Origin of the sequence: Rhizobium sp. BK212 (assembly GCF_014197475.1) — a bacterium.
Taxonomy (GTDB): Bacteria; Pseudomonadota; Alphaproteobacteria; order Rhizobiales; family Rhizobiaceae; genus Rhizobium; species Rhizobium anhuiense.
In genome coordinates, this window is record NZ_JACIFS010000013.1 from 26159 (window position 1) to 52329 (window position 26171).

The window sequence follows — 26171 nt, forward strand, 5'->3', positions numbered from 1 at the left end:
CGGCGATGAAGAGTGCTAATTTTTTTGTTTTGACCTCTTGAAATCAAAAAACCGACAAACCAGATCATTTTGCGCAAAACGCTCGAGTGAGGTTTTGCACCCGCCCGGACTAGTCATCCGGTCCGGGCGGGGGAACAACGTCATCATTGTTTGTCCATCGGAGGGAAAACATGTCGTTCCGACCGCTTCATGATCGCATTCTTGTCCGCCGGGTTGAGTCTGAAGAGAAAACCAAAGGCGGAATCATCATTCCCGATACCGCCAAGGAAAAACCTCAGGAAGGCGAGGTCATCGCCGTCGGCCCCGGCGCGCGCAACGATGCCGGCCAGATCCAGGTGCTTGACGTCAAGGCTGGCGATCGCATCCTGTTCGGCAAATGGTCCGGCACAGAGATCAAGATCAACGGCGAGGACCTGTTGATCATGAAAGAAAGCGATGTCATGGGCGTCATCGAAGCCCCGGCAGAGCAGAAGCAGGCCGCCTGAGCCGTCCACCCCACCAATCTATCAGTCAAATAGCTGCCTATTAGAGGAGTTAGAGAAATGGCTGCAAAAGACGTTAAATTTAACACCGATGCTCGTGAACGCATGCTGCGTGGGGTCGATGTGCTTGCCAACGCAGTGAAGGTGACCCTCGGCCCGAAGGGCCGCAACGTTGTGATCGACAAGTCGTTCGGCGCGCCGCGCATCACCAAGGACGGCGTTTCGGTCGCCAAGGAAATCGAACTGGAAGACAAGTTCGAGAACATGGGTGCCCAGATGCTGCGTGAAGTGGCATCGAAGACCAACGATCTCGCCGGCGACGGAACCACGACCGCAACCGTGCTTGCTCAGGCAATCGTCAAGGAAGGTGCGAAAGCCGTTGCGTCCGGCATGAATCCAATGGACCTGAAGCGCGGTATCGACATCGCCGTCGACGCCGTCGTCAAGGAACTGAAGACCAACGCTCGCAAGATCACCAGCAATTCCGAGATCGCCCAGGTCGGCACCATCTCCGCGAATGGCGATTCCGAGATCGGCCGCTATCTCGCCGAAGCGATGGAGAAGGTCGGCAATGAAGGGGTCATCACCGTCGAGGAAGCCAAGACCGCCGAAACCGAACTCGAAGTCGTCGAAGGCATGCAGTTCGATCGTGGCTACCTGTCGCCTTACTTCGTGACCAACGCCGACAAGATGCGCGTGGAGTTCGAGGATCCCTATATCCTCATTCACGAGAAGAAGCTCTCGAACCTGCAATCCATGCTTCCGGTTCTCGAAGCCGTCGTCCAGTCCGGCAAGCCGCTGGTCATCATCGCTGAAGACGTCGAAGGCGAAGCACTTGCGACCCTCGTGGTCAACAAGCTGCGTGGCGGCCTGAAGATTGCAGCCGTCAAGGCTCCGGGCTTCGGCGACCGCCGCAAGGCCATGCTGGAAGACATCGCCATCCTGACGGGCGGCACTGTCATCTCCGAAGACCTCGGCATCAAGCTCGAGAATGTCACCCTCAACATGCTCGGCCGGGCCAAGAAGGTGGCGATCGAGAAGGAGAACACCACCATTATCGATGGCGTCGGCTCCAAAGCGGAAATCGATGGCCGCGTCGCGCAGATCAAGGCCCAGATCGAGGAGACGACCTCCGATTACGACCGCGAGAAGCTCCAGGAGCGCCTGGCAAAGCTCGCCGGCGGCGTTGCCGTCATCCGCGTCGGCGGATCGACCGAAGTCGAAGTGAAGGAGAAGAAGGACCGCGTCGACGATGCACTGCATGCAACCCGTGCGGCCGTCGAGGAAGGCATCCTGCCGGGCGGTGGCGTTGCGCTGTTGCGTGCCGTCAAGGCCCTCGACAATCTTGATGCCGCCAACCAGGACCAGAAGGTCGGCATCGAGATCGTTCGCCGGGCGATCGAGGCTCCGGTCCGTCAGATCGCCGAGAACGCCGGCGCCGAAGGTTCGATCATCGTCGGCAAGCTGCGCGAGAAAACCGACTTCTCCTACGGCTGGAACGCCCAGACCGGCGAATATGGCGACCTTTATTCGCAAGGCGTCATCGATCCGGCCAAGGTCGTGCGCACCGCGCTCCAGGATGCTGCTTCGGTTGCCGGCCTGCTGGTGACGACGGAGGCTATGATCGCTGAAAAGCCCAAGAAGGAAGCCGCTCCGGCGATCCCCGCCGGTGCCGGCATGGATTTCTAAGGCCGCCGGCCCGCCCTGCTCTTGAAGGGCGGGCCTCCAGCAATGGAGGAACAAATGGTTCAAACGATCGTCAAGAAGTCGCAAGCGCCGCTTGATTCCCGTGACCTCGAAGTCTGCCGACACGTCTTCGATGACCTCAGAACTGTGGCGGACTTGCCTCGCAATTCTGAAGAAGCTGAACGCATCGCGGCAATCGTCGTGGAGCTTTATCGGCAGGGCGTTCGCAATCCCGAACACCTGAAGACCATGGTTCGGGCCGCGCGCGGACTGTTCGAAAAGCAACCCACCCAGGCCGCGTGACATGGGAGAGTCGACAACGTCCATTGGTCCTATATCCGTGGAGTCAGAACATGAGAAAGGAAACTGATAGCAATTCTGCAGCCAAGCATGCCGCAGCAACAATAAGCGCCGCGCATCTGTTGCACCCGGCCATGCATTTCGATCATCCCCGCCACGTGCTGTTGGCGGACAATATCAGCAAGGACGAGAAGCGGGCTATTCTGGCCTCTTGGGCGTCCGACGTATGTGCAATCGAATCCATGCCAGCCTGGCGACGCTATCCCGGGACAGAACGGATTGTCTCCTATGATGAGGTTCTTGCGACCTTGAAGGCTCTCGATGGTGACGATCAAAACACATCAGCGCAAAAGCAGACGGCTTCCGTCAATGACAGCCAAAGCCGCCGCCGTAGATCGCTGTCGCACCGATCCGGCGGCTTCGGTCTGTGTAGCTACTGGAAACGAGGACTCAGACAACCATTCGAGATCTAACCGCTCCCCCTGACCGCCGCGTGCCTGTTTCGGACGCGGAGAAGATTTTTACCGACGACTCTTTGCTCAACTGAGGAGGTTTTGCCGATGAAGATCGCTCAGATCGCGCCGCTCCCCGAAAGCGTTCCGCCGAAGCTCTATGGGGGAACGGAGCGGATTGTATCCTATCTCACCGAAGAACTTGTCTCGCAGGGCCACGACGTCACGCTTTTTGCCAGCGGCGACTCCGTCATCGACGCCCGGCTCGTATCCTGCGCGGACGTTGCGCTGCGGCTTAACCCGGCGGTCAAGGACCAACTGCCGCATCAGATTGTGATGCTGGAGGAAATTCGCTGCCGCGCGCATGAGTTTGATGTCCTGCATTTCCATATCGATCTGTTGCATTTCCCGCTGATCCGAAATTTTGCCGACCGCACGCTGACAACCTTGCACGGCCGTCTGGATCTGCCGGATCTCAAGCCCTTCTACCAGACCTTCGCAGATGTTCCGGTCGTTTCGATCTCCAATGACCAACGTAGGCCTATGCCACCGGTCCATTGGGCGGGAACGGTTTACCACGGTCTGCCCACCGGTCTGCTGCCTTTCACGGAAAAGCCAAAGGGCGATTACCTTGCGTTTCTCGGCCGCATTTCGCCGGAAAAGCGACCCGATCGTGCAATAGAGATCGCGGCAAAAGTCGGCATGCAGCTGAAGATCGCCGCCAAGATCGACAATGCCGACATGGCCTACTGGGAAACGGTCATCGAGCCGATGATGAAACGTCATTCCAATGTCGAGTTCATCGGCGAGATCGATGAGCATCAGAAAGCAACCTTCCTTGGAAATGCAGGAGCCTTGCTTTTCCCGATCGATTGGCCGGAGCCGTTCGGACTGGTGATGATCGAGGCAATGGCCTGCGGCACTCCGGTCGTCGCCTTCGGCTGCGGCTCGGTGCCGGAGGTGATCGACAACGGCGTGTCCGGAATTCTGGTCGACAGCGTCACCGACGCGGCCGAGAACGTCGAATGGGCGCTTCGGATGGATCGCCACAAGGTGCGGGCCACGTTCGAGAAGCGCTTTACCGCGGAAAGGATGGCGTACGACTACCTCGACCTCTACCGTAGCCTACCCGGCGTCCGTTCCAAAGTCGCTCCAGTTCGCCGGTCGAACGGGCAGCCGCTCGACTTGCAGCTCGTCGTCTGAGATTTCAGGAGGAGCAATGTCTTCTATAGACAGCAGCCCAGTGCCAGCATCGTCCGGCCCGATGGCAACGGTCGAGAAATTTTTCATTCCGGCTACCTCATCACTGCAGGAGCGCCGGCCGCTCACTCTAAAGCACGGCGATACTTTCGCCGTCTTTGATCACAATGGCGATGCAGTTTCGGGACCAGACAGCCCGGAAGGCCTGTTTCATCGCGATACCCGATATCTCTCGCATCTCAGCCTGACGATCAACGGCAAGCCCCCAATGCTGCTGTCGTCGATACTGCGCGATGACAACGCGACGCTCACCTGCGACCTCACCAATCCCGACCTCTTCGACGACAAGGGTCGGCTTGTCCTCGGCCACGACGTCATCCACCTGCGCAGGTCTCGCTTCCTCTGGAATGCTCAGTGCTACGAGCGACTGTCGATAAGGAATTTTGATGACCGCCCGCGGCCCATTCGTATCGAGATGACTTTCGGAGCGGATTTCGCCGATCTCTTCGAAGTTCGCGGAACCGTAAGGGCAAAAAGAGGGCGCCATCTTTCTCCTGTCGTTGAGCAGGATTGTGTCTTTCTCTCCTATATCGGCCTCGACAACCAAAATCGATCAACGCAACTTTCCTTCGATCCGAAGCCGACCGAACTCACCACCGGCCATGTCACTTATAATCTCCAGCTGGCGCCGCACGAGAGCCGGTCTCTGTTCATAGAAATCGGCTGTGACCAGAAGGAGACTCGAAAACCCGGCCATCGTTCGTTCTTCCTTGCGCTGCGGGATTCGCGCAGAGCCCTGCGCGCCTCTTCGTCGCGCGCCGCCTCGATCACAACGTCGAACGAAATCTTCAACGAAGTCGCCCAACGCAGCATCTCCGATCTCTACATGCTGATGACCGACAAGCCAGAAGGCCCCTATCCCTACGCCGGGATTCCCTGGTTCAGCACAGTCTTCGGGCGCGATGCTCTGATTACGGCGCTGGAGACGCTCTGGCTCGATCCGGAGATCGCACGCGGAGTTCTTGGCCACTTGGCAACCAACCAGGCAACGGAGATCGATCCAGTCGCAGATGCGGAACCCGGCAAGATCCTGCACGAGGTGCGCTGTGGCGAAATGGCCGAGCTCGGCGAGGTTCCTTTTCGCCGCTATTACGGCAGCATCGATTCGACGCCGTTGTTCGTGATGTTGGCCGGTGAATATCTCGGGCGAACCGGTGATTTTGCGACCATCGACCGTCTCCTGCCGCATATCGAAGCCGCACTGACATGGATTGATGACCATGGCGATCGCGACGGCGACGGCTTCGTCGAATATGGGCGACAGACGGAAGAAGGGTTGGTCAACCAGGCATGGAAGGACAGCCACGACTCCATTTTCCACGCGGACGGGACGCTCGCCAAGGGTCCGATCGCGATCGCCGAAGTTCAGGCCTACGTCTATGGCGCGTGGCAGGCGGCGGCCGAGATCTTTCAGCGCCTCGGCCGGCCGGAACGGGCCGCCGGCTTCTTAGCGCGTGCGGAGGGGCTGCGTCGCACCTTTGATACGAGCTTCTTCGACGAGGAACTTGGCACCTACGTGCTGGCGCTCGATGGCGACAAGCGACCCTGCAGGGTCCGCTCCTCCAATGCCGGCCATGCCCTGTTCACCGGCATCGCCTATCCCGAACGGGCCAGACAGCTCACCCTCACTTTGATGAGTGCCTCGTCCTTCTGTGGCTGGGGCATCCGCACCATTGCCTCCACAGAGGCGCTCTACAATCCCATGAGCTATCACAACGGCTCGATCTGGCCGCACGACAACGCCCTGATCGCCAGGGGGCTTGCTCGCTATGGCTATCGCGCGGAAGCCGCGCGGATCTTTGAGGGACTCTTTGCCGCTTCGACCTATATCGAATTGCGGCGGCTTCCCGAACTTTTCTGCGGCCTGCCGCGCAGGCGCGCGCAGGGACCGACCTTCTATCCGGTCGCCTGCTCGCCGCAGGCATGGGCGGCGGCAACGCCTTTGTCGTTATTGCAGTCGTGTCTCGGTCTTGAGTTCGATCCGAACGCCTTGCAGATCAGCTTGAACGAGCCGCGCCTTCCGAGCTTCCTCGATGAGGTCACGTTGCGACACCTGTTAATCGGCAATGGTTCGGCAGACATCGCCATTCGCCGTTCCGGACTCAATGTCGTTGTGGACGTGATCGATCGCAAGGGCAACATCCGCGTGCTCGCGACGGCATGACCGGTTGCGTCGATCGCGCCCGGAGCAGCGGCCAGTGATGTCATCTATCCTGCTCTTCCTCCTCGGCGGAAAGCAGATCAACGAGCGCGGCAACCCTGCCTGTCGGCAGACGGCGACCTTCGCCCATCAAGGCTTCGTCGTTGTTGGCCCACGCAAATGCCTCGGCAAGTTCAGTCTTGGTCGCACCTGTCGCGATGACCTCAGCCACCAGCGTTTCGTCGGCAGGCCCAAGCACGGCGATGACGTCGTCTGCGGTCATTATCATAGCAACTTTCTCCTCTCTCCCGCTCGGCCCAGATATGGTGGCGCCTCGGAAAATTTTCAATTTTTTCCACCGAGAAGTTCCACTCCCCTTGAAATTCTAAGACACTGAATTATATCGATATTAGTCGATTGCCCAATGGGGATTGACACAGGTCCAGGAGACGCCGTTGCTCTTGGCGTCTCCTTGTATCCATGTTGCTTATAAGGAGGATATGGCTATGAGGACAAACCTCGATTTCTCACCCCTGTTCCGATCGAGCATAGGCTTCGACCGGATGTTCAACGCGCTCGAGGCTGCAAGCCGCGCCGAGACGAGCGACAGTTGGCCGCCTTACGATATCGTCAAAGCTGGCGAGAATGATTACCGCATTGTCATGGCACTGGCGGGCTTCTCACAGGACGAGCTGGCGATGACTCAAGAGCAGAACATGCTCATCGTCTCGGGACAGAAGGCGAGCGACGATGACCTCCAATATCTGCACCGCGGCATCGCCAGCGGCTCGTTCCAGCGTCGCTTCGAACTAGCCGACCATGTCAGGGTCGTGAGTGCGGGTTTCGTCAACGGTCTGCTGACCGTCGATCTCAAGCGCGAAATCCCTGAAGAGATGAAGCCGCGCCAGATCGAGATCCGAACCGGCCAGATGCCGAAGGCCGAGACCAAGCAGATCGAGGGCAAGCAGCAGGCGGCTTAAGCCTTCCCCAGCAGACCGCAAGCAAGGCGCCGGGCATGGTCCGGCGCCGGCAGCAAAGTTTCGCCAAGCGAACCAACAGAAAGGAGAAGAAACATGAGTGTTCGTGATCTGATTCCCTGGGGCCGCAACAATGGCAACCAGGTTTCAAGTCTCTTGCGCGATGACGACCGTGATCCCTTCCTGTCGCTTCATCGTGAGGTGAACCGTCTGTTCGATGATGTCTTCCGCGGCTTTGGCTCCGGCCTGCCGTCCTTCGGCAACGCCTCCTCCCTCGGGGGTGGATGGCCAAGCGTCGAGATCTCCGACACCGACAAGGAGATCAAGGTGACGGCCGAAGTCCCCGGTCTTGAGGAGAAGGACATCGAGGTCCTGCTCAATGATGGCGTGCTGACGCTGAAGGGCGAAAAGCACTCCGAGAGCGAGGATAAGGATCGCCGGTTTTCCGAGCGCTACTACGGCCGCTTCGAGCGCCGCATCCCGTTCGGTGTCAAGGTCAAGGAAGACCAGGTCGACGCCACCTTCAAGAACGGAATACTGTCGATCACCTTGCCGAAGACCGAGGAGGCGCAGTCGCAGGTCAAGCGCATCGCCATCAAGAGTTGATCGAGACGAACGCGCGGCGGCGGCCATCTGCACCCGCCGCGCATCCTTTGCCACCCTGCGGAGGACAAGTGATGGAGACTGGCAGACACACAGATAACGAGAGAACAGCGACGGCTTCCGGCTTGCGCGTCTTAAGCGACAACCGGTGGAGCTATCCTGTTTCTCGCACTCATTGTTTCCCGAAAATACCGTTGCGAGGATTTTCAAACCGTCGCGCTCGGTGACGACATTAGGGACCGAACAGCCGAAAGGGCTGGCGGCTTGTTTTCGACCGCCGCAGCGCGCCATTCAGCGAACCTTTGATGGGCTATACGGGAAGTGCCGACACGCTCACCCATTCCCCACGCTCGAATCCGCCATCCGCTGTGCCGAGCGGCATGGAGGCGAATGAGGCCTCCACGTCGGATCTTGGAGAGGTTGCAGTCGAAAAGAGGCCAAGATCTGCGCGAGGACAGTCTCAGCAACCGCCGCTCGACGAAACGGCCGGGCCATTATCATGCCGCCCTGATCCTGACATTACTTCTCAACGCGGCCACATGGCCGGCGGCGCTGTCGAGATGAAATTGGTTGACGAGTTCACGCAGTCTGCTCGCCTCACTCGACAAAGACGCCGCCGCTGCGGTCGATTGCTCGACCATCGCCGCGTTCTGCTGGGTGGACTGATCCATTTGATTGACGGCGGTGTTGATTTCGGCGAGCCCCGTGGACTGCTCTCGCGCCGACGTTGCGATGGCTGCCATCAGCTGATTGATCTGAGAGACTTGGTCGCCGATAGACTTAAGCGACTGGCCCGTTTCGAGGACTAATTTCACACCCGTGCCGACTTCGACTGATGACTTTTCGATGAGTCCCTTGATTTCCTTCGCCGCCGTCGCTGCGCGCTGTGCGAGCTCGCGTACCTCCTGTGCGACAACGGCAAAGCCTTTACCGGCTTCTCCGGCGCGGGCTGCCTCGACGCCTGCATTCAGCGCCAGAAGGTTTGTCTGGAAAGCGATTTCGTCGATCACGCCGATGATATTGGAGATTTGCTCCGAGCTGTCCTCAATGCGCCTCATAGCCTGTTCGGCTTGAGACACGACGGCAGCGGAACGTTCCGCACTGACATTAGCCTCCTGCGCGACATTGCGGGCCTCGTCGGTTCGTTTGGACGCGGTGGCAACGTTGGTGGTAATCTCATCGAGAGCTGCCGCCGTCTCTTCCAAAGACGCGGCCTGCTGCTCCGTACGCTTGGAAAGATCTTGCGCACCGGACGCGATTTCGCGCGTTCCATTGTCGATGCTGTGCACCGTTTGCAGGACAGCACCGATTGCCGTCCCGAGTTGCTTGAGGGACGTGTTGAAATCTTCCCGCAGTTGCTCGTATTCCTCAGCGAAGGGCTCCGCCAGCTGGAAAGAGACATCGCCGCCTGCAAGACGTCTCAGTCCGTCACCTAGAGTGGTCGTCGCAAACCGTAATTGTTGCGCCTCATGCTCGGCGCGCTCCTGTGCAGCTGCACGTGCGGCCTCCGACTGGCTTCGCGATGCCGACGCTTCCTGTTCCAGGCGGAGGACATGTATGGCGTTCTGTCGGAACACTTCGACCGCTGCTGCCATTGCGCCAATCTCGTCGGCGCGGCCGGCATAAGGGATCTCGCTTTGCAGATCCCCGTCGGACAAGATCTTCATGGCTGAGGCGATGCGGCGGATCGGGCTCGCGACGCCGAGCACGGCGAATATCGTGCCGGCTAAAGCGACCAGAACGGCAAGAGTTGCAATTATTGCTGTGATTACGAATGCCGTGCGTGCGGCGCCCTCGCTTGCCGCCACATAGGTCTCGGTCTGGCTCAAGATGAAGGCCACGAGATCAGAAATCTTCTGGCCGACCAGATCGGATTGCGGCTCCATACTCTCGCGGAAAAAGCTGACCGCCTCGGCGCCCTTTCCGCCGTCCTGTAATTTAGCCATATGCTCAGCAAGCTCGCCGTACTTCTTGAGTTCCGAGTTGACCTGAGTGATCAGTTCCCGGCCCCGCTCGGTACGCACGCCTTTCACATATTCATCGATCGCGGTCTGGACAGCGGACTTGGCGTCGTCGACCAGTTTAGCTTCAACGGCTTGATTTTCTGGTGAAGACTCCAACAGATAGCGCGCGTAAGCAAGCTTCAAATCGGAGAAATTCCCCTTGATATCCCTCGCGGTAACCAGGCGTTTCATCCAGAAGCCACCAATTTGCTGGGTGTTGTCGTTCAAGGTCGAGATCGTGCTGAGGGAACTGTAGGACAGGACAACGAGGAAGGCACAAATGACGGATAAAACCGCAACAAGGGCCTGCTTGACATTCGGGCGCTTCATTCGGATCTCCAGCTCCTGAGGACGACCGCGCGGGTCACGTAGCTGCGAGAATTCGCCCGATTGGCTAATTTAGAATTAACTTTATTTACTTCGGTCGCCGTGGGCCTGATTATTCTCGTTGCTTACAAACGACACATAGCAAAGCCGTCCGCGCGTACCATCAGGGGGTTGCATCCAGCGCCAATTGCGAATCGTGACAATGCCAACCTGGCGCCGACGGGAGCATTCGCGTCGCTGTGCTGGTTCCGCTTCGTCTGACCGGCGGCAGGCGCAGGAGGCAGTCGGCTCGGTATGGACCGGCTAGAATTCCAAGGATGCGAGTGGCAGCGCATCACGTTCGACAAATCGAAGACAGGTCGGCCGGCCGAGGCTCAAGCTTAGGCACGAACGTTTCTTCGCGGTCCTCTTTTGCGGGCCAACATTCGATCTCGGTGCCGGCTTCATGGCATCATTTTACATCCCCACGGGAGCGTCATACGAGGCGGGGCGATCGGGCGAAATTTCAATGTCGCCAATCGAATTGAACGTGGGATCAACGACACGCGAAATCGCTACAGTGCCGTGACGTCGAAAGTGCCTATCGCATGGCGGCAGACGCAGCTGGCCGGCGTCCGATTGCCCTGCAGCCCTGGGTGGGTAGCGTTGTGAAGCAGATGGGATTGCGTTCATGTCGGCCTCCCATGACGGACGCCGCATGACGTAGAAGAATATCTTCTGCCATTCAGTGCGAGGTTATCGCACGACCGCTGGACGCGAGATGCTCTGTAATGGCGCGCCGGATTTCGGTAACCGTGTCGAAGAGCCTGTTGTCCAGGTCAATGACATTGAAGCGGACAGCGATGAATTTGAGGCGGTTTTCGACTGGGACCGCGATCCCGACTTCCTGACCGTTGAATACGACAGCTTGCTTTTGCATAACAAACCTCGGGCGCACCACACCGGAGCACCATCTTACAAAAGTGGGACAAAGGGTTTCCGACGCGTCAGATTGCCGTCGTAGGTCCGTATCGGATCGAGACGAGATCACGCGCTCGCTGCATCATTGCGAAGAAACGAAGTCGGACAAACAACGTCATGATCCTCCTCAAGCGAGATCAAACGACCGCTGAGTATCGCCGGCGAGGCCGGTTATTTCGGAATTTTTCTGTAAAAAACGTAGTCGAGAAACTTCGAGTAAGCAACTGATTTTTGTTATTTTTTTGCGTTTTGAATCGTATGACAATTACCGCATGTGCGAAGTAACAAATGATGTACGTTCGTCCGATACCCATAGTCGAGGGCGGCCCGCCGACGGCTTTACTGGCGATATTGCGGATCGCCCCTGAGCGCAGGTGCTAGGTTGGCGGGATCAAAGAGTCCGATTTCGCTCCCAGGTAGCTTCCGGACAGACGCGATATCCCTGAGGGCTTCAGAAGTACCTGATCACCGTATAACAAGCGATATATCCGATGGGAACATTGCCGCTACAATGTAGTAAGGTCGATAGTTCGACGCCATATGGAAGTTGCCGCTTGCCCTCGGGTAACCGGGGGTTCACCATCTAACCGAAGTATGTGTGAAGCAGGGTTCCGTTCCAGTTGATTTCAATGAGATTTCAGGCTGATGTAGGCACATCTAAATCTATGGCTTGAGAATGCAGCGCTACCAGATACAAGCACTCGAGAACGGAAGGTGGTCGGTCATAGACCACCAGACCGGCAAGCCAATAGTTGACCAGCAATGGTCAAGCGAGAGAACGAGGCTGGAGGCTCAAGCCTTAGCTGATTTTCGCAATGGAATATCGGCCCCTCCTCCACAGCGGATTTCCTCCCGCCTTCAGAAGTTACGTCGAGCTTGGGCACTCCTCGGTCGGCCACGTTCAACTTGAACCGGCTCTTCTTATTCTGGCAATCGCCGATGCGTTAAACTAATCCGAATTTTGGAGGCCGTCGAAATGATATCGATCGGCCTCATCTTTACCCTCGACATCCCTTGCTCACAGAGTTTCAAAACCTTGGGCGAGTGACCTCGATGCCCTGCCGCTGTCGTCATCTATCGCAACAATAGCCGATGCTGCTCAGCGCGCTCCGATACGAAATCGTAGAGCGCCCAATCCTTTCCAGCGGCATACCTTCACACCCGGTCACTCCGGGTAACCAATCGTCAATTACGATTTTGGAATACACGCGTATATTATCCCGCGAATAGCGATGTCTGACCTGAGGTCGACGACAATGAACTGGGACGCAACGTCTGCATTCACACCCGTCGGGCTGGCTCTGCGCGGTCAGCCAGCTCACAGGATCGTTCGCACCCTCGGCGACGCGGCATATATGCTGCTCAGGGACTGGCCTTCCGATGACGGCGAAGAATATGTCACTGCGGTGAAGGCTTGCGTCGATGCGATCAGCGGTGAGATCGCTCCGGAGCAATTTTGGGACGCGTTCTTGCGTGCGGCCGATGAGGCAGGTATCGCTGCGCTGACCGTCGTTCAGCGATGACAACGAGTAAAAGAAGCGGTGGTTGGTGAGGGTGAGACGTTCAGCACGGCTTGCCTCAACTCGTGAGGAGCTCCAGCATCTCGCCTCGCGCGATCCTCTGACCGGTCTTTCAAACCGAGCTCATTCAGCACCGAACTCGCCGTCCGGCTTGCGGCGGCTCCCAAGGCCAGAGCCACTGCGTACTGTTCATAGACCTCGATCGAGTCAAAGCGGTCAACGATACTTTCGGGCACCCGACGGGGACAAGCTCATCTCGCTCGTGGCCCAGCGCATGAATGAGATCATGCAGACGGTCTTCGGGGGAATATTGTCCTGAATGGCATCCAGGCAGGTTTTCACAGGGCGAATCTTCGCTTTTTATGCGACGCCCGACATGGATCGACAAAGCTTCACCAGGGAGGTTCTGACTGGGAACGGCAACATTGCTAAAACCTCCCTGGTGTCCTTTTAACAAGGATGAGGAAAATCTAAGCTGGATCGCGCCGAGGGGAAGACGGACCTAAGTCGGACTGGCGACTCCATAGCCCGCTTCTCATATTAGGTTCTGAGGTAATATGACGGTTCGTGGAGGGCAACGACCAGGAGGACGATATGAAGTTCGGTTCCGACAATGCCAGCCACCAAGAGTGCTGCTCCCAGGGCCATAGTTCGGCCTCGACCATGGCGACGATCAAAGCGACCCTTTCCGCCGCTCAGGATATCGACAGCAGTGCGATCGAGATCAGGATGCTCGGCCCTGTGGTCCTGCTCGAAGGCTACATAACAAACGTTGCGGACCGTGATAAAGCCATCTCGCTTGCGGCGATGATCGTCGGCGAGGAGAACGTCCAGGACCGGATGCTGAGCCGGTTTCCCGCCCAGTAATGGCATCAATCGGATCAGGACAAAGGTCGGGTGAGGCCCGGTCAGCAGGCAGGTGATAGCCCGGACGTTGGCAATACTCAACAGGAAGACGCGTGAGCAGCGCGGCGATTTTTGCCGCCAGCGCTTCGTTTAAGCGGTGCGACGAAACATGCGCGCGACCGCAATCGACCAGGAGAATATGTCTACGGCTGGAAGAAGACGCGCTCGGATCACATGCAGTGCGAATTCGCCGAGTGCAGCCCGATCTGATTTGGCCTGTCAATGCACTGAGCTCGAAGATGGCGCGTTTACGCGCGTGGCGGCCAGCCCGACGTAAGTGCCGATCAGAACGGTCGCCATCTCCTCTAAAGAGCGACAGCCCTCGTTGTAGAGTTCGATGGCGGCATCACACAAAAAGGAGGACGCTTGATCGTCCCACTCCACCTCGTAGTACCGATACCATTCACGGACGGCCTTCGACATCAGCAGGTGGTCTTCCTGTAAGCACTTGGACATGCGTTACCCCAGACATGGCGGCGGCAGGCGTGCGCGGCTATGACTGCTTCGTTCCGACCACAGCGGGGTCGCCATCATTCAGACTAACAAAGACAGGACTTCACGGGAACCTGCCTCGTCCATGGATAGGGCAACACCGCTTGGCCGTCTAACGGCGACCAATCTCGGCCTCGACCTTCTTCCGTGCGTTTCCAGCGCTCTTCACGGCCTTCTTGACAGCATCTTTCGAGACGCCTTCCTTCGTTGCTTCGTACTTGACCTCGTGATCCTGACCGCCGGCCACGCGAGCTCGATCCTGTGCGCGGCCGCGGGATGTCGGTGTCTGTGCCATCGGGCTTCTCCTTCGAATGAACGTTCGCAGTACAAACTCACAAGGATTCCGGTGGTTCCCGGGAGACAGTGGATGGCGATGCTGCGCTTGAAGCGGCTGCGGAATTCCCTAAGCGGTGCCCGCCATTGTGCTGGGAGGAAGGTGGTTACCGTGGCGCTCGAACTGAACAAATCTCCACCTTTCCACTACTGTCGGGCGCAATTCGGCCAGCGGTGACGGCGGAATCAATTTGAGAGAGAATTTCCGTAAAGTATTGAAAAATGATTCGTTTTGAGTCGGAACGAATCACCCTGACACGTCTTTGAGTCGCGTATTAATGATTCGGAGTATTTGTCATGCCGTCAGGACAGCGTGCGCAGTGGAAAGGCTTTCTGAAGTTCGGCGAGGTAAGCTGCGGCGTCGCTCTCTACACGGCAGCCTCGACTAGCGAGCGCATCACCTTCAACACCATCAACAAGGCCACGGGCAACCGCGTCAACCGCATCTTCATAGACAGCCAGACCGAGGATCCGGTGCCGAAGGAAGCCCAGACCAAGGGCTTCGAGATCGAGAACGGCCAGTACATCATCATCGATCCTGAGGAAGTTTCCGCCGCGATTCCTGAGAGCAACAAGACGCTCGAGATCGAGGCGTTCATCCCCTGCTCCGACGTCGACGACGTCTATTTCGACAAACCGTACTACCTCACGCCCGACAAGATGGGCGGAGACGCGTTCGCGGCTCTCCGCGATGCGATGAAGAAGTCGATGGTCGCAGCCATCGCCCGCACCGTCCTATTCCGTCGAATGCGCACGGTGCTGATACGGCCGCACGGCAAGGGCCTAATCGCCAGCACGCTCAACTACGACTACGAGGTTCGTTCCTCCGAGAAGGCTTTCGAGGAGATGCCCAAGCTCAAGATCCAGGGCGAGATGCTCGAGCTCGCCAAGCACATCATCAGCACCAAGAAGGGCGAGTTCGATCCGGCGACCTTCGACGACCGCTACGAAGCCGCCCTCGCCGATCTGGTGAAGGCGAAGCTGGAAGGCAAGTCGCTTCCAAAGCCGAAGAAGGTGCAGGTCTCGAAGCCCAACGATCTGCTGGCCGCGCTGCGCGAGAGCGCAGGCATCATGAAGGCCGCTGCGGACAAACCGAAACGCACTGCCGCCAACGCCAACACCGGCACTGGGAGGCAGCGCGCCGCGCGCGGGGCGGCAGCGAAGTCCGCCGCTTCAAAGGCTGCCCCGCAGCGCAAAGCCAGCTAGGGAGATTAGACGATGGCTCCGAAATATTACTGGAAAGGCTATCTCAAACTCTCCCTGGTCACCTGCCCCGTGGCCATGACCCCGGCCACGAGCGAAAGCGAGAAGGTTCGCTTCCATACACTTAACAAGGAGACGGGCAACCGCATCGTCTCCCGATACATCGATTCCGTCACGGGCAAGCCCGTCAAGGACGAGAACGAAGCCAAGGGCTACGCTCGCGGAGAGAACGACTGCGTTATCCTCACCGAGGACGATCTGGATGCCGTTGCGCTCGACACGGTGAAGACGATCGACATCGACAAGTTCGTCCCGGCCGACAGCATCGAGTGGATCTACCTTGAGAAGCCGCATTACCTGATGCCGGGCGACGCCGTCGGCAACGAGGCATTTGCGGTGATCAGGGATGCCATGAAGGCCGACAAGGTTTTCGGTGTGTCGAAGCTCGTGATAGGCCGCCGAGAGCGGGCGGTCGTCCTGGAACCGCGCGGCGAAGGAATCGTGCTCTGGACGCTGCGTTTCGGCGACGAGGTTCGACCGGAGGAGAATTACTTCGAGCAAATCGACGAGCACGCAGATCCGGATCTCATTCCGCTCGTCCAGAAGCTCATCAAGCAGAAGACCGCGCGCTGGTCGCCGGACATGGTCAGCGATCCCATCCAGACCAGCCTGCTGAAGCTCATCGACGAGAAGAAAAAGGCGTTGAAACCGAAAAAAACGGCGACGGGGAAAGCGGCCGAATCCGCGCCGAAGTCGAATGTGGTCAGTATCATGGATGCGCTCCGGAAGAGCGTCGAGGCCGATCTCAAAGGCAGGAAGGCCGGGTAGTCACATGCACTTGCTGGAAACCAAGGTTGCACACGAGAGGACGGGCTGGCGGATAGATTTCGTCGGCGACGACGGTGAAGTGGTGTCGATCAAGGTCGCAGACGGTCACGCTGCAAGCGAAGACGAGGCCATTGAGCGTGCGAAAGAGGTCATGGTTCAGTTGACGGCATATGGCACGCGTGGCGGCGGCCGCAGCATCAACTCGTACGATGCTGCCAGCAATGGAAACTTCGAGGACGACGAGCCGTCGTTGGATACGTGGCACTGATCCGCCCTGAGGACCCCCCCCCGGCCTCTCAGGCAACAAAAAAGGCCGGGTAGAAACCGCACCGACCCATCATCGCGTTTTGACCAGTGCCAGTACATCCGCGATCAAAAGCATTTCAGCGATGCGGCGTTGCGAGCAGCGAATTCAGCGCGCATCAGCAAGGCCTGTGGGAGAGTTCTACCTGAAGTGTGTCCGCAACAAGTCTCAACTAGAAAATTTCCCGAAGGATTGCCGGCCGTCTTCCCGCGCGTGGGTCAGGCCTGGGAAGCCGGCTAGTCGTTTGACGGTTCCTCGACAACGTCGTCCGATTGGTCGTCTGCGGGATCCGGGTCCCGGTCGTACGCGACCCTCAGGCGGTCAAGTTCGTTCTGTATGGCATCGTAGACCTCCGTTGCCTTTGCGCCTTTAACCACGAACGTGTCGACGAAATCTTCGAGCTTCAGGCTCAGGTCGTCGCGCCAGTCCTTGGTCATTGCCCGTTCTCCGGCTGAAGACGAATGCCTCTGCAAAGAAGGTCCCACGTCGGGCGATGTACGGAAGCGCGTGTTCTTGGAGAAGCGCCCTCGTCGGGCTCGGGATCGGGAAGCGGTTCCTCGCCGGGTATCCGGTCAGGATCGCGCGGTGGCGTGTCGACGGGCGGTGGCGATGGCGGCGGCACGATGGGTTCGTTTGGCACAGACATGGGGTCCTCCTCGCTGCGAGAACGTGGGAAATCCTCCCGAGTTCCGTTGACGCTTGACCCCTTGGACACCATTTGCTTCGACATGCCCAAGACGAAGACGAAAAGCAAGGAAACCGACGATCCCGAGCTGATCAGGGAGTGGCTACTTCCCGTGGTGGCGACCCTCGGATCTGGTGTCAGGGTGAAGGGAATTCTGCAGGAAATCCGCTCGCGACTACCATCCCCGGTGCGGAAGTCGCTCGATATGCAGGCAGGCACGCTCATCCTCGTCATGCCAGAGACTGCGAAGACAGCATTCAGGGCGACGGCATCGGCCGTTTCCTGCGCACTGGACGGCATCGCAGACCTTCCGATCATCCCTCGTGAGATCGAGGATATCCTGACGATCACGGCATCAGAGCGGAAGCGCTGGCTCGAAGACGGTCGCCTGCCCAGCGCCGGAACGCGAACGGTGAGGCTGCAAGGGCGCGCAAGGAAGATCACCTTTCACGTATTCGACCCCCGAGTCGTCGAAGATCTGCTCGACCGTGGCGCAGTGGATGAATGGCGAGAGGACGACGCAGCGGCGAAAGCGGAAAATCGCAGGCGGGCCGCGTATCAGGCGAAGCTGACGCGTTCGCTGAAGAAAAAGGAAAAAGCCAAACAGAACGAACGAGCCGATGAAGCCGCGATCGGCTTGAGCGGATGGGACGAATTCGGGAGCGACGGTCTCCTTCGGTAGGATTGCCGTTTCAGTTGAAGTTTCGCGCCTTCACTTTCAGCGTATCGATGTGCAGATCTCTGACGAAGATATCCCTCGGCTCGGGCAGAGGCTTCGGTCGATCCCGCGAATCCGAACTTCCGGGAGAGCCATGCGCAAACTCGTCGCCCCTGCCTGTCGGTAGCCTGAAACCTGTGTCGCGATCCGCCAGACCGGATAGATCGCCGGACAGGTCGAAGAGCTGCTGTGCAACAAGATGGACGACGTCACCCTCCCTCTGGATCTTCCCATTGATCGCCATCATTGATGATCCGAGCACCACGCGACGGCGCTTTTCGAACAAGGATGGCCAGACGACCAGGTTGGCAGCACCCGTCTCATCCTCGATGGTGATGAACATCACGCCCTTCGCCGATCCTGGCTTCTGCCTGACGAGGACAAGGCCCGCGGTCATCAGCCAGCGGCCGTCGCGAGCGTTCATCGCTGCCGCGCACGTGACGATGTTCTTCTTCTGCAGATCCTTCCGCAGGAAGGCGAGCGGATGCTCGCGTAGCGTCAGCCCGACGTGGCTGTAGTCGGCGATGACATTGTGCCCGTCGGTCATCTGCCGGAGTGCGACCTCCGGTTCCTGCTGCTCCGCGATCGCTTTCATCTCGCGCTCGGCAGCGGCCGCGAACAGAGGTAGCGGCTCGTCACGGAGGGCCTTGATCGCCCAAATCGCATCACGTCTCTCAAGCCCCAGAGACGGCAGATATGCATCGGCATCGGCGAGTTGCTTCAGAGCCTCGGACGGAACGGCCGAACGCCGCCACATGTCGTCGATGCTCTCGAATACCGTATCCATCCGGGCGGCGACAATCCGAGCGGCATCGGCGGCCGCCAGTCCCTTGACCATCCGCATCCCGAGACGAACGGCATGGCGGTCGCCGTTGCCGACGCGTTCAAGCGTGCAATCCCAGCGAGATCGGTTCACACAGACCGGTAGAATTTGCACACCGTGGTTCTTGGCACATCCGACGATCTGCGCGGGAGCATAGAAGCCCATGGGCTGGGAATTCAGGAGCGCCGCGCAGAAGGCATCCGGAAAATGGCACTTCACGAAGCTGGAGGCGTAGGCGATGAGAGCGAACGAGGCCGCATGGCTTTCGGGGAAACCATAGGATCCGAATCCCTCGAGCTGTGAGAAGGTCTTCTCTGCGAATTCTGCGGTGTAGCCATTCTTGACCATCCCGGATACCAGCTTGTCCTTGAACCTCGATACGCCGCCCGTGAACTTGAAGGTTGCCATGCTCTTCCGGAGCTGGTCGGCTTCCCCGCCCGTGAACCCGGCGCAGACCATAGCCACGCGCATCGCGCTCTCTTGGAAGAGTGGCACTCCGAGGGTCTTCCCGAGAACGGCCTCCAGTTCCGGTGTCGGGTATTCGATCTTTTCCTTGCCTTCACGGCGGCGGAGATAGGGGTGCACCATGTCGCCTTGGATTGGCCCCGGCCTAACGATAGCAACCTGAACCACGAGATCGTAGAACGTCTGCGGCCGGAGCCTTGGGAGCATCGACATCTGCGCGCGGGATTCGATTTGGAAAGTTCCGAGCGTGTCCGCGCGCCTGATCATCGCGTAGGTCTTCGAGTCTTCCTGCTCGATCTTCGCGAGATCGAGGTCGACCTCCTTGTGTTCCCGGATCAGGTCGAAAGCCTTCGACATGCAGGTGAGCATGCCGAGCGCCAGCACATCGACCTTCATGAATTTCAACGCCTCCACGTCATCCTTATCCCACTCGATGATCTGGCGATCCTTCATCGAGGCGGGTTCTATCGGCACAAGGTCGTCCAGTCTGTCATGCGTCAACACAAAGCCGCCTGGATGCTGGCCCAGATGTCGAGGCGCGCCCATAAGCTGCTGCGCTAACCTCAAGGTGAGTGCAAGACGGCGATCATCGGGGTTCAGGCCAAGGTCGCGGATGTTTTGATCAGGAACCTCCTCCGACCATGACCACATGCCAGATGACAGCGCCTTGATCACGTCCTCTGGCAGCCCCAGAGCCCTGCCGACATCGCGGATGGCGCCCTTGGCCCGGTAGCGGGTGACCGTCGCACACAGAGCGGCCTTCTCGCGCGTATAGGTTTTGTAGATCCATTGGATCACCTCCTCGCGACGTTCATGCTCGAAGTCGACGTCGATATCCGGCGGCTCGTCCCGTTCCTGCGAAACGAAGCGCTCGAACAGAAGATCGTTGGTCGAGGGATCAATGCTCGTGATACCGAGGATGTAGCAGACGGCCGAGTTCGCCGCCGATCCGCGTCCCTGACACAGAATACCTTGGCTGCGCGCATATTTGACGATGCTGAAGACCGTCAAAAAATACGGGGCATACTTCATTATCTGGATGAGGGCGAGCTCGTGCCGGACAGTCTTCAGCACCTCCGGCGGCAGGCCTTCCGGATAGCGGTTCGGCACGCATTCCCAGAGATAGTGCTCAAGGGATTCCTGCGCGGTCTTGCCGGGGACGATGGCTTCTTCCGGATACTGGTAGGTAAGCTCTTCGAGGCTGAACTTGCATCGATCGGCGATCTCGATCGTGCGCCTGAGCGCTTCCGGATAGCGCGGGAACAGGCGCTCCATCTCGTCGGGAGGCTTGAGATACCGATCCGCATGGCGCTCGCGCTCGAAACCAACGGCATCGATGGTCGTATTGTGCCGGATGCACGTGACAATATCCTGAAGCTGCCGCCTCCCGGCCTCATGGAAAAGCACGTCATTGGTCACGACGGTCTTCACCTTGAAGCGGATTGCGAGGTTCGACAGCTCATGGAGCCGGAGCTGATCGTTCGGACGTCGTCGAAGGCAGAGCGACAGGTAGGCGCGATCGCCGAATATCTCGGCCAACTTCCGAAGCTGGACGGCACAGGTCTCGTCGGCAAGATCCGGCACGAGGATTCCAATCATGCCATCGGCATATGCGACCACGTCGTTCCAATGCAGAATGCAGTTGTTCTTGCCTCCACGGGACTTCCCAAGCGTGATCAGGCGCGTGAGCCGGGAGTACGCGACGCGGTCGGTGGGATACACCAGTATCGACATCCCGTCCTGCAGATCGAGCCGACAGCCGACGACGAGCCGGATCCCGGTCGACCGCGACGCCTCCAGTGCGCGGACTATCCCGGCAAGCGAATTCCGGTCAACGACACCAACGGCACCAATTCCCAGTATCTTCGCAGTCTCGAATAGCTCCTGCGCAGAACTCGCTCCCCGGAGAAAGCTGAAATGCGTCGTGACCTGGAGTTCGGCATATCTCATCAGCCAAAGATCCCGTGCATGAACCACCGATGGTTCCCGGTTTCAGGATCCACGCCGTCGCCGGAACGGAAAATCCACAGACGCTCGCCCGCATCATCTTCGATGACGAAGTAGTCGCGGACCGCGGCCATCTCGGAGTTGCGTTCCCACCATTCGCCGAAGATCCGCTCTGGACCATCGGCGTTCTTCACCTTCCGGCGCTTGCCCCGCCACATGATCCAGACGGGCGGATGGTCTGGCAGCAGCGCCATCACGTCGACCTGCTCTGGTCGCGCAAGCAGGCGGACGGGCCGGCGCCAGTGATTGACCCAGGCAGCCTCTATCGGATCGGATGCGGCACTGATCCTCCGGACCGAGCGCTCGGGAACGTCGGAAGCAAAGGGGGCGACGCGATAGACCCGCTGGCCACGGTTGCCGTAGATGTCGATGAGCGGCGTGAGGTCCACACCCTCGTCTTCGACCAGCGACGACGTCTTCTGGGCTTCCTCTAGCGGCTCCGCCATGACCGCCACTAGCGTCATCTTCTCGATACCGAAGCCGGGTTCGATCTTCTCGGTTCTGTCTTTGAACAGTTTCGTCAGCCAGGCGACATCGCGCACGGGTTTGGCGGTCCCGGCGCGGATGGCTTGCCGGGTGCCGTCGACCTTCTCGACAATGAGGTCTGCGCGACGGACGCCGAGCCCCCTTCTCTGCAGCGCATCGACAAGCTGGACGACCAGTCGGGCGACATACTTGTTGATGGTCTCGGCGGCGCCGATAGGTTCGGCGAACGCCCTGCTGACTTCGACAAGTTCGGCTGTTCGAATGGGATCGATCGGCTCAGGCGTGCGGCCGAACATCTGGTCGAAGCGGCGGCCGACCTCCGGCCCGAAGCGGAGCGTAAGCGGTGGGCGAGCAGTATTGGCAAGCTCGCCGATTGTCTTGAAGCCGAGCGTCCGCAGGTCGCCGACGATCTTCTCAGGAAGCCGTAGAAGAGAGATCGGCAGCTTTTCCACTGCCCGGAGGGTCTCGCCCCTCGGAACCATGACGGTCTCGCGGCTGGTCGCTCTGGCGCATGCGTGGGCGGCACCCCACGTGTCGGCGATGGCGACCCGTGTCGTCAGGCCCTTGGCGCGGAAGCGGTTGGCGATGCTCGTCAACATTCGCTCCTCGCCGCCCTGTAGATGGTCCGCGCCCTCCGTGTCCATGACGATGCCGTCCGGCGCGTCGACGGCGACGATCGGCGAATACTGGCTGAGCGCCCACATGGTGATGCGATCGAGCGCCGCTGCATCGGCGGCGGCATCGGCGTCGATCATCCGGAGGCCCTGGAAGAGCGCCTGCGCCTTGGCGGCCGGCATGCCCACGTGAACGCCAGCCTTTCTGGCCGCGGGATCGGCGGCCGACACCCAGCGTTTGGAACCGCTCTTCGAAATGACGGCGATCGCCTCCTCAACGGGAATGGCGGGATCGGCCCGCCTGATCCTGTCCGTCGCCAGATCGGGAAAAAATATCGATACGACCCTCGGCATCGCAGGCTCCTACTTCGAACTCGGCGCACTCACCCGCTTTCACCCTCATCAGTTCCAGAAGCCATCTCGCCCGCCCGACGCCCGGAACCGGCAGTTCCTCGCTCGGGATGACGCTCACCCTCCAGCGCGTGGTCGACGCCGTCGGCTGGCCGAAGTCGCTGGCCTCGGTCTGCCGTCGCCACCGCCGCACTGCAAGCGCCATCGTGCCGCTCTTCTCGGCTGCGAGTTGCAGCCGCCGGGACGCGGCCATCGGCAGCCGGACGATCTCGCCGATCACCGCCCCGAGGCCGCCGTATGAAAGGCCCTCCTCCATATTGGCAAGGACGTCCTCCTCCTTGTCGGACTCGACGAAGACGACCCGGTTCGGATGAAGACCCGCCTGCGCCAAGGCCGGGAAGAACAGGTCAGGACGTGTCAGGCACCAGACGACCTTGCCTTTGGTACGGGCGGCAATCCCGCTCACGAACAGGGCGGCCGCCGCCCCGTCGACGGTGCCGGTCCCGCCGCCGGCGCATTCGTGCAGCGCGCCATAGGCCAATCCACCACCCGGAAGCCGCTCGTCGATCTGCGCGACACCGAAAGGCAAAACGCCTCGGCTGCGCCGACCGGCGCCTTCCAGGTGCGCGATCTGCTCGCGCAGCCCGTCGAGGACGGCGTTTGGGGCGACGGCTGACTTCATGATCTCGGGCAACCCGTTTTCGGCTTGAGTAACAGCAATATGTTCTGTATTTGTTCCGAAGAGATAAATGAGTCAATGCGCATATGACCCGCTGAAGTTGAGCGCCGGTACAAAAGATAAAAATCGCCAGCGGATTCAATCGGATGTTGAGACAGGAATATTTTTGGATGCGCCGAACGCGGCTTGTGGAAGATACGATCCCGAGACTGCAAGATCACCAGGTCCCGGTGGTCGAACTCATATGCCTCCTCTGCGATCGCCATTGTACACATGAGCGCAAACTGTTGGTCAAAGCGTTTGGCGCAAGCGTCACCTTCGCGGAAATCCGCCGGCGCATGGCCATGGGCTGCGAGCGGATGCAGACGCCGCGAGGTGACAAGTGTGGAGCACACTTCCCATGTTTGAGTGATGGTCTTGCTGATGGAAGCTAGATAATGACAGGCGAAGACAACCGCGAACGGCCGCGCAAGATCGTGCATGTCGACATGGATGCCTTCTACGCATCGGTCGAGCAGCGCGACAATCCGGAGCTGCGAGGTGTGCCGGTTGCTGTCGGCAGTCCTGCTGCCCGCGGGGTCGTGGCGGCCGCCAGTTACGAGGCACGCAAATTCGGCGTCCATTCCGCCATGCCTTCGGTGACCGCCCAGCGGAAATGCCCGGACCTTGTCTTCGTCAAGCCGCGCTTTGATGTTTACAAAGCCGTGTCGTTGCAGATCCGCTCGATTTTCGCCGAATACACGCCGATGATCGAGCCACTGTCGCTCGACGAGGCCTATCTCGACGTCACCGAAAACCTGAAGGGCATGGAGATTGCGACCGAGATCGCCGAAGAGATCCGAGCGAGGATCAAGGCGGCGACGGGGCTCAACGCGTCGGCGGGAATTTCTTACAACAAGTTTCTGGCCAAGATGGCAAGCGACCTCAACAAGCCGAACGGCCAGGCCGTCATCACCCCCAAGAACGGCCCCGCCTTCGTCGAACAGCTTCCCGTCAAGAAATTCCATGGCGTGGGACCGGCAACGGCCGAGAAGATGCATCGGCTCGCGATCGAAACGGGAGCGGACCTGAAGGAGAAAACGCTCGACTTCCTCGTCGAACATTTCGGAAAGTCAGGGCCGTATTTTTATGGCATCGCCCGCGGCATCGACAATCGCCAGGTCAGACCGGACCGGGTGCGGAAATCCGTCGGTGCGGAAGACACTTTCTCTGCCGACATCCATTCTTATGAACCCGCGCGCGACGGGCTTCAGTCGCTGATCGAAAAGGTCTGGGGCTATTGCGAGGCCAATGAAATCGGCGCCAAGACGGTGACGCTCAAGGTCAAGTATGCCGACTTCAGCCAGATCACCCGTAGCAAGACAGTTCCGTCAGCACTGCCAGCAATTGCCAATCTTGAGGAGGTGGTCGATATGCTTCTCGCGCCAATCTTCCCGCCGCGAAAAGGCATCCGTCTGCTCGGCGTGTCGCTGTCTTCGCTGGAGCGGCGCAGATCTGAAGCGACGCCGCAGTTGCAGCTCGCGTTTTAGGTCACATTAGATGTGACGCGGTCGGTTTTAGATTGGATGCGCTCCGCACCGGCGTTCCCGCGCCTGCCAGTGGTACCGCCCCTCGCCTAAGTTCCCTTGACCTGCTTGCGGCAGATCGAAGCTGAGAGGTCGGAGTTTCGTCGAAGCCGTCTGATGTGAAATTCCGTTGGAATTTCCGACCTCACGAACCGCTTTCGCCCTCGCTATTGAGAACTAGCGCAGAACGGATGCAATCAAGCAAAATCTGTTCGCCAAACGGTTTTGTCAGGCAGCCGACGACGTCCGCGCCCAACGCAGACGCGCGCACATTCTTTTCCGGAAAGGCGGTGATCAGAACAGTCGGAACGCTCTTGCCCAGCGCGACCAGCCGGTGGTGCAGATCGAGCCCGCTCATTCCGGGCATATTGATGTCAGTCACAAGGCAGGCCGTGCGGCGGATATCAGGGAATCTCAAGAAATCATCCGCGGATGAAAAGGTCTCGGCGTCAAATCCCATCGACCTTATGAGCCCCTTGATAGCCTCCCGCATCGACTCGTCGTCGTCGACGATCGCAATCAGAGGTTTCTTGGTTGGCACCGCCGCCTCCCGACTTCGCCGATGGGCGTCGCGCCTAAATGGCGTTATGGCAAATTGCTGGATGGACTTATTATCGGGCGGCGACAAAGGCACCGCAAGCTATACGCTCGTATACGCTGTCTAAACAGTTCTGCGACGGATTGGGAATGTGAACGCGCGGAACATGGAAATGAGGAGACCGACGCGCGCTGCGAAAACAGAGCCATACGCGTGGCAAGTTCGTTAATGCATAAAATGTGGGTTGGAGGACGGTCATCTCGAATGTGCCCGCGCCGAAAGGGTGGAGAGCCGTCCTGCAGGCTGCCTACTCTACCCGAACCAACCGACGCGCCCCGACAGAAGGTTCGTTCGCCGGCGACGCTGGCCGCTCCACGATGCGCAAAACGCCGTTTGCGGCCGCCGGCATCCACCCTTGTGGCCGGGGTGATTATCGCGCATGGTGGCGTGCGAAAGGAAACCCG

28 protein-coding genes are annotated in these 26171 nt (G+C 59.2%); 17 read left to right on the plus strand and 11 right to left on the minus strand.

Features of this window, described 5'->3' with window-relative positions:
* Positions 1–170: 170 nt before the first annotated feature.
* The 6 genes from groES to FHT79_RS29275 all read left to right on the plus strand — a co-directional run bounded on the left by groES (position 171) and on the right by FHT79_RS29275 (position 6344).
* Entirely contained in the window at positions 171–485 is a 315-nt protein-coding gene (groES, locus tag FHT79_RS29250; RefSeq protein ID WP_028757336.1) for a co-chaperone GroES, read from the plus strand.
* A 57-nt stretch (positions 486–542) separates the two neighbouring features.
* Positions 543–2171, plus strand: a complete 1629-nt coding sequence (gene groL / locus FHT79_RS29255) for a chaperonin GroEL (protein ID WP_183904605.1) — start codon at positions 543–545, stop codon at positions 2169–2171.
* Between the two features lie 54 nt (positions 2172–2225).
* Entirely contained in the window at positions 2226–2471 is a 246-nt protein-coding gene (locus FHT79_RS29260; protein WP_028757337.1) for a hypothetical protein, read from the plus strand.
* Positions 2472–2521: 50 nt separating this feature from the next.
* Complete coding sequence (locus FHT79_RS29265; RefSeq protein WP_028756278.1) at positions 2522–2941, plus strand: hypothetical protein; 420 nt, start codon at positions 2522–2524, stop codon at positions 2939–2941.
* Between the two features lie 87 nt (positions 2942–3028).
* Positions 3029–4123: a glycosyltransferase family 4 protein gene (locus FHT79_RS29270; protein ID WP_028757338.1), complete on the plus strand. Its 1095-nt coding sequence runs from the start codon at positions 3029–3031 to the stop codon at positions 4121–4123.
* Positions 4124–4139: 16 nt separating this feature from the next.
* Positions 4140–6344: an amylo-alpha-1,6-glucosidase gene (locus tag FHT79_RS29275; protein ID WP_183904606.1), complete on the plus strand. Its 2205-nt coding sequence runs from the start codon at positions 4140–4142 to the stop codon at positions 6342–6344.
* Positions 6345–6384: 40 nt separating this feature from the next.
* Here the strand turns inward: FHT79_RS29275 and FHT79_RS29280 are convergent, their stop codons facing one another.
* Entirely contained in the window at positions 6385–6609 is a 225-nt protein-coding gene (locus FHT79_RS29280; RefSeq protein ID WP_028756281.1) for a hypothetical protein, read from the minus strand.
* Positions 6610–6826: 217 nt separating this feature from the next.
* Between FHT79_RS29280 and FHT79_RS29285 the strand changes: the two genes are divergently transcribed.
* Together FHT79_RS29285 and FHT79_RS29290 are read left to right on the plus strand one after the other, a co-directional pair.
* The gene (locus FHT79_RS29285; RefSeq protein WP_028756366.1) at positions 6827–7300 is read left to right on the plus strand and encodes an Hsp20 family protein; all 474 of its coding nucleotides are present in this window, start codon (positions 6827–6829) and stop codon (positions 7298–7300) included.
* 93 nt (positions 7301–7393) lie between these two features.
* A complete protein-coding gene (locus tag FHT79_RS29290; RefSeq protein ID WP_183904607.1) occupies positions 7394–7903 on the plus strand; it encodes an Hsp20/alpha crystallin family protein in 510 nt (169 codons plus the stop codon).
* Positions 7904–8397: 494 nt separating this feature from the next.
* Here the strand turns inward: FHT79_RS29290 and FHT79_RS29295 are convergent, their stop codons facing one another.
* Positions 8398–10233, minus strand: coding sequence for a HAMP domain-containing methyl-accepting chemotaxis protein (locus FHT79_RS29295; RefSeq protein ID WP_097596435.1), 1836 nt, complete (start codon positions 10231–10233; stop codon positions 8398–8400).
* A 721-nt stretch (positions 10234–10954) separates the two neighbouring features.
* Positions 10955–11149, minus strand: a complete 195-nt coding sequence (locus FHT79_RS29300) for a hypothetical protein (RefSeq protein WP_003577126.1) — start codon at positions 11147–11149, stop codon at positions 10955–10957.
* Positions 11150–12446: 1297 nt separating this feature from the next.
* Between FHT79_RS29300 and FHT79_RS29305 the strand changes: the two genes are divergently transcribed.
* From FHT79_RS29305 to FHT79_RS29315, 3 genes are all read left to right on the plus strand, one after another.
* The gene (locus FHT79_RS29305) at positions 12447–12713 is read left to right on the plus strand and encodes a DUF982 domain-containing protein (protein WP_097596434.1); all 267 of its coding nucleotides are present in this window, start codon (positions 12447–12449) and stop codon (positions 12711–12713) included.
* 188 nt (positions 12714–12901) lie between these two features.
* On the plus strand, positions 12902–12988 hold the full coding sequence (locus FHT79_RS32270) for a hypothetical protein (RefSeq protein WP_244604766.1): 87 nt from the start codon (positions 12902–12904) through the stop codon (positions 12986–12988).
* A 316-nt stretch (positions 12989–13304) separates the two neighbouring features.
* Positions 13305–13577, plus strand: coding sequence for a BON domain-containing protein (locus tag FHT79_RS29315; protein WP_097544234.1), 273 nt, complete (start codon positions 13305–13307; stop codon positions 13575–13577).
* A gap of 258 nt (positions 13578–13835) precedes the next feature.
* On the opposite strand, the gene FHT79_RS29320 is transcribed toward FHT79_RS29315, so the two are convergent.
* Positions 13836–14072 (minus strand): hypothetical protein, encoded by a 237-nt coding sequence (locus tag FHT79_RS29320; RefSeq protein ID WP_097544233.1) that lies wholly within the window; start codon positions 14070–14072, stop codon positions 13836–13838.
* Between the two features lie 148 nt (positions 14073–14220).
* The gene (locus tag FHT79_RS29325; RefSeq protein WP_097596433.1) at positions 14221–14403 is read right to left on the minus strand and encodes a DUF3606 domain-containing protein; all 183 of its coding nucleotides are present in this window, start codon (positions 14401–14403) and stop codon (positions 14221–14223) included.
* Between the two features lie 335 nt (positions 14404–14738).
* Between FHT79_RS29325 and FHT79_RS29330 the strand changes: the two genes are divergently transcribed.
* Genes FHT79_RS29330 through FHT79_RS29340 form a run of 3 tightly spaced genes read left to right on the plus strand, consistent with a single transcriptional unit; the run spans position 14739 to position 16740 of the window.
* Complete coding sequence (locus FHT79_RS29330; RefSeq protein ID WP_097544231.1) at positions 14739–15647, plus strand: Ku protein; 909 nt, start codon at positions 14739–14741, stop codon at positions 15645–15647.
* 12 nt (positions 15648–15659) lie between these two features.
* Positions 15660–16472, plus strand: a complete 813-nt coding sequence (locus FHT79_RS29335) for a Ku protein (protein ID WP_183904608.1) — start codon at positions 15660–15662, stop codon at positions 16470–16472.
* Between the two features lie 4 nt (positions 16473–16476).
* Positions 16477–16740, plus strand: a complete 264-nt coding sequence (locus tag FHT79_RS29340) for a hypothetical protein (protein ID WP_097596361.1) — start codon at positions 16477–16479, stop codon at positions 16738–16740.
* Positions 16741–17012: 272 nt separating this feature from the next.
* Here FHT79_RS29340 and FHT79_RS29345 read toward each other — a convergent pair whose 3' ends face one another.
* Together FHT79_RS29345 and FHT79_RS32275 are read right to left on the minus strand one after the other, a co-directional pair.
* Positions 17013–17213: a hypothetical protein gene (locus tag FHT79_RS29345; RefSeq protein WP_097623389.1), complete on the minus strand. Its 201-nt coding sequence runs from the start codon at positions 17211–17213 to the stop codon at positions 17013–17015.
* Positions 17210–17422, minus strand: coding sequence for a hypothetical protein (locus FHT79_RS32275; protein ID WP_097544227.1), 213 nt, complete (start codon positions 17420–17422; stop codon positions 17210–17212). The genes FHT79_RS29345 and FHT79_RS32275 overlap by 4 nt, the downstream gene beginning before the upstream one ends.
* 82 nt (positions 17423–17504) lie before the next feature.
* On the opposite strand from FHT79_RS32275, the gene FHT79_RS29350 reads away from it, so the two are divergent.
* A complete protein-coding gene (locus FHT79_RS29350) occupies positions 17505–18143 on the plus strand; it encodes a hypothetical protein (RefSeq protein ID WP_097596374.1) in 639 nt (212 codons plus the stop codon).
* 10 nt (positions 18144–18153) lie between these two features.
* Here the strand turns inward: FHT79_RS29350 and FHT79_RS29355 are convergent, their stop codons facing one another.
* From FHT79_RS29355 to FHT79_RS29365, 3 genes are read right to left on the minus strand one after another with little or no spacing between them, the layout of a single operon-like run.
* Entirely contained in the window at positions 18154–21417 is a 3264-nt protein-coding gene (locus tag FHT79_RS29355; RefSeq protein WP_097596363.1) for an error-prone DNA polymerase, read from the minus strand.
* Complete coding sequence (locus FHT79_RS29360; RefSeq protein WP_097596364.1) at positions 21417–22928, minus strand: DNA polymerase Y family protein; 1512 nt, start codon at positions 22926–22928, stop codon at positions 21417–21419. The genes FHT79_RS29355 and FHT79_RS29360 overlap by 1 nt, the downstream gene beginning before the upstream one ends.
* Entirely contained in the window at positions 22849–23607 is a 759-nt protein-coding gene (locus tag FHT79_RS29365) for an ImuA family protein (RefSeq protein ID WP_097596375.1), read from the minus strand. The genes FHT79_RS29360 and FHT79_RS29365 overlap by 80 nt, the downstream gene beginning before the upstream one ends.
* A gap of 167 nt (positions 23608–23774) precedes the next feature.
* Here FHT79_RS29365 and FHT79_RS32280 point away from each other — a divergent pair, with 167 nt between their 5' ends.
* Positions 23775–24038: a hypothetical protein gene (locus FHT79_RS32280; protein WP_097596376.1), complete on the plus strand. Its 264-nt coding sequence runs from the start codon at positions 23775–23777 to the stop codon at positions 24036–24038.
* 3 nt (positions 24039–24041) lie between these two features.
* A complete protein-coding gene (gene dinB / locus FHT79_RS29375; protein ID WP_097544223.1) occupies positions 24042–25133 on the plus strand; it encodes a DNA polymerase IV in 1092 nt (363 codons plus the stop codon).
* Between the two features lie 181 nt (positions 25134–25314).
* On the opposite strand, the gene FHT79_RS29380 is transcribed toward dinB, so the two are convergent.
* The gene (locus FHT79_RS29380; protein WP_097544222.1) at positions 25315–25710 is read right to left on the minus strand and encodes a response regulator; all 396 of its coding nucleotides are present in this window, start codon (positions 25708–25710) and stop codon (positions 25315–25317) included.
* Positions 25711–26171: the final 461 nt, after the last annotated feature.

Bases quoted from the DNA above. Each gene is read 5' to 3' on its own strand.
- FHT79_RS29330 (WP_097544231.1), top strand. From the start codon at position 14,739: ATGCCGTCAGGACAGCGTGCGCAGTGGAAAGGCTTTCTGAAGTTCGGC.
- FHT79_RS29345 (WP_097623389.1), bottom strand. From the start codon at position 17,213: ATGACCAAGGACTGGCGCGACGACCTGAGCCTGAAGCTCGAAGATTTC.
- dinB (WP_097544223.1), top strand. From the start codon at position 24,042: ATGACAGGCGAAGACAACCGCGAACGGCCGCGCAAGATCGTGCATGTC.
- groES (WP_028757336.1), top strand. From the start codon at position 171: ATGTCGTTCCGACCGCTTCATGATCGCATTCTTGTCCGCCGGGTTGAG.
- FHT79_RS32280 (WP_097596376.1), top strand. From the start codon at position 23,775: ATGCGCCGAACGCGGCTTGTGGAAGATACGATCCCGAGACTGCAAGAT.
- FHT79_RS29350 (WP_097596374.1), top strand. From the start codon at position 17,505: ATGCCCAAGACGAAGACGAAAAGCAAGGAAACCGACGATCCCGAGCTG.
- FHT79_RS29305 (WP_097596434.1), top strand. From the start codon at position 12,447: ATGAACTGGGACGCAACGTCTGCATTCACACCCGTCGGGCTGGCTCTG.
- FHT79_RS29295 (WP_097596435.1), bottom strand. From the start codon at position 10,233: ATGAAGCGCCCGAATGTCAAGCAGGCCCTTGTTGCGGTTTTATCCGTC.
- FHT79_RS29270 (WP_028757338.1), top strand. From the start codon at position 3,029: ATGAAGATCGCTCAGATCGCGCCGCTCCCCGAAAGCGTTCCGCCGAAG.
- FHT79_RS29315 (WP_097544234.1), top strand. From the start codon at position 13,305: ATGAAGTTCGGTTCCGACAATGCCAGCCACCAAGAGTGCTGCTCCCAG.
- FHT79_RS29265 (WP_028756278.1), top strand. From the start codon at position 2,522: ATGAGAAAGGAAACTGATAGCAATTCTGCAGCCAAGCATGCCGCAGCA.
- FHT79_RS29365 (WP_097596375.1), bottom strand. From the start codon at position 23,607: ATGAAGTCAGCCGTCGCCCCAAACGCCGTCCTCGACGGGCTGCGCGAG.
- FHT79_RS29300 (WP_003577126.1), bottom strand. From the start codon at position 11,149: ATGCAAAAGCAAGCTGTCGTATTCAACGGTCAGGAAGTCGGGATCGCG.
- FHT79_RS29355 (WP_097596363.1), bottom strand. From the start codon at position 21,417: ATGAGATATGCCGAACTCCAGGTCACGACGCATTTCAGCTTTCTCCGG.
- FHT79_RS29335 (WP_183904608.1), top strand. From the start codon at position 15,660: ATGGCTCCGAAATATTACTGGAAAGGCTATCTCAAACTCTCCCTGGTC.
- FHT79_RS29280 (WP_028756281.1), bottom strand. From the start codon at position 6,609: ATGATAATGACCGCAGACGACGTCATCGCCGTGCTTGGGCCTGCCGAC.
- FHT79_RS29325 (WP_097596433.1), bottom strand. From the start codon at position 14,403: ATGGCACAGACACCGACATCCCGCGGCCGCGCACAGGATCGAGCTCGC.
- FHT79_RS29360 (WP_097596364.1), bottom strand. From the start codon at position 22,928: ATGCCGAGGGTCGTATCGATATTTTTTCCCGATCTGGCGACGGACAGG.
- FHT79_RS29320 (WP_097544233.1), bottom strand. From the start codon at position 14,072: ATGTCCAAGTGCTTACAGGAAGACCACCTGCTGATGTCGAAGGCCGTC.
- FHT79_RS29340 (WP_097596361.1), top strand. From the start codon at position 16,477: ATGCACTTGCTGGAAACCAAGGTTGCACACGAGAGGACGGGCTGGCGG.
- FHT79_RS29275 (WP_183904606.1), top strand. From the start codon at position 4,140: ATGTCTTCTATAGACAGCAGCCCAGTGCCAGCATCGTCCGGCCCGATG.
- FHT79_RS29285 (WP_028756366.1), top strand. From the start codon at position 6,827: ATGAGGACAAACCTCGATTTCTCACCCCTGTTCCGATCGAGCATAGGC.
- FHT79_RS29260 (WP_028757337.1), top strand. From the start codon at position 2,226: ATGGTTCAAACGATCGTCAAGAAGTCGCAAGCGCCGCTTGATTCCCGT.
- groL (WP_183904605.1), top strand. From the start codon at position 543: ATGGCTGCAAAAGACGTTAAATTTAACACCGATGCTCGTGAACGCATG.
- FHT79_RS32275 (WP_097544227.1), bottom strand. From the start codon at position 17,422: ATGTCTGTGCCAAACGAACCCATCGTGCCGCCGCCATCGCCACCGCCC.
- FHT79_RS29290 (WP_183904607.1), top strand. From the start codon at position 7,394: ATGAGTGTTCGTGATCTGATTCCCTGGGGCCGCAACAATGGCAACCAG.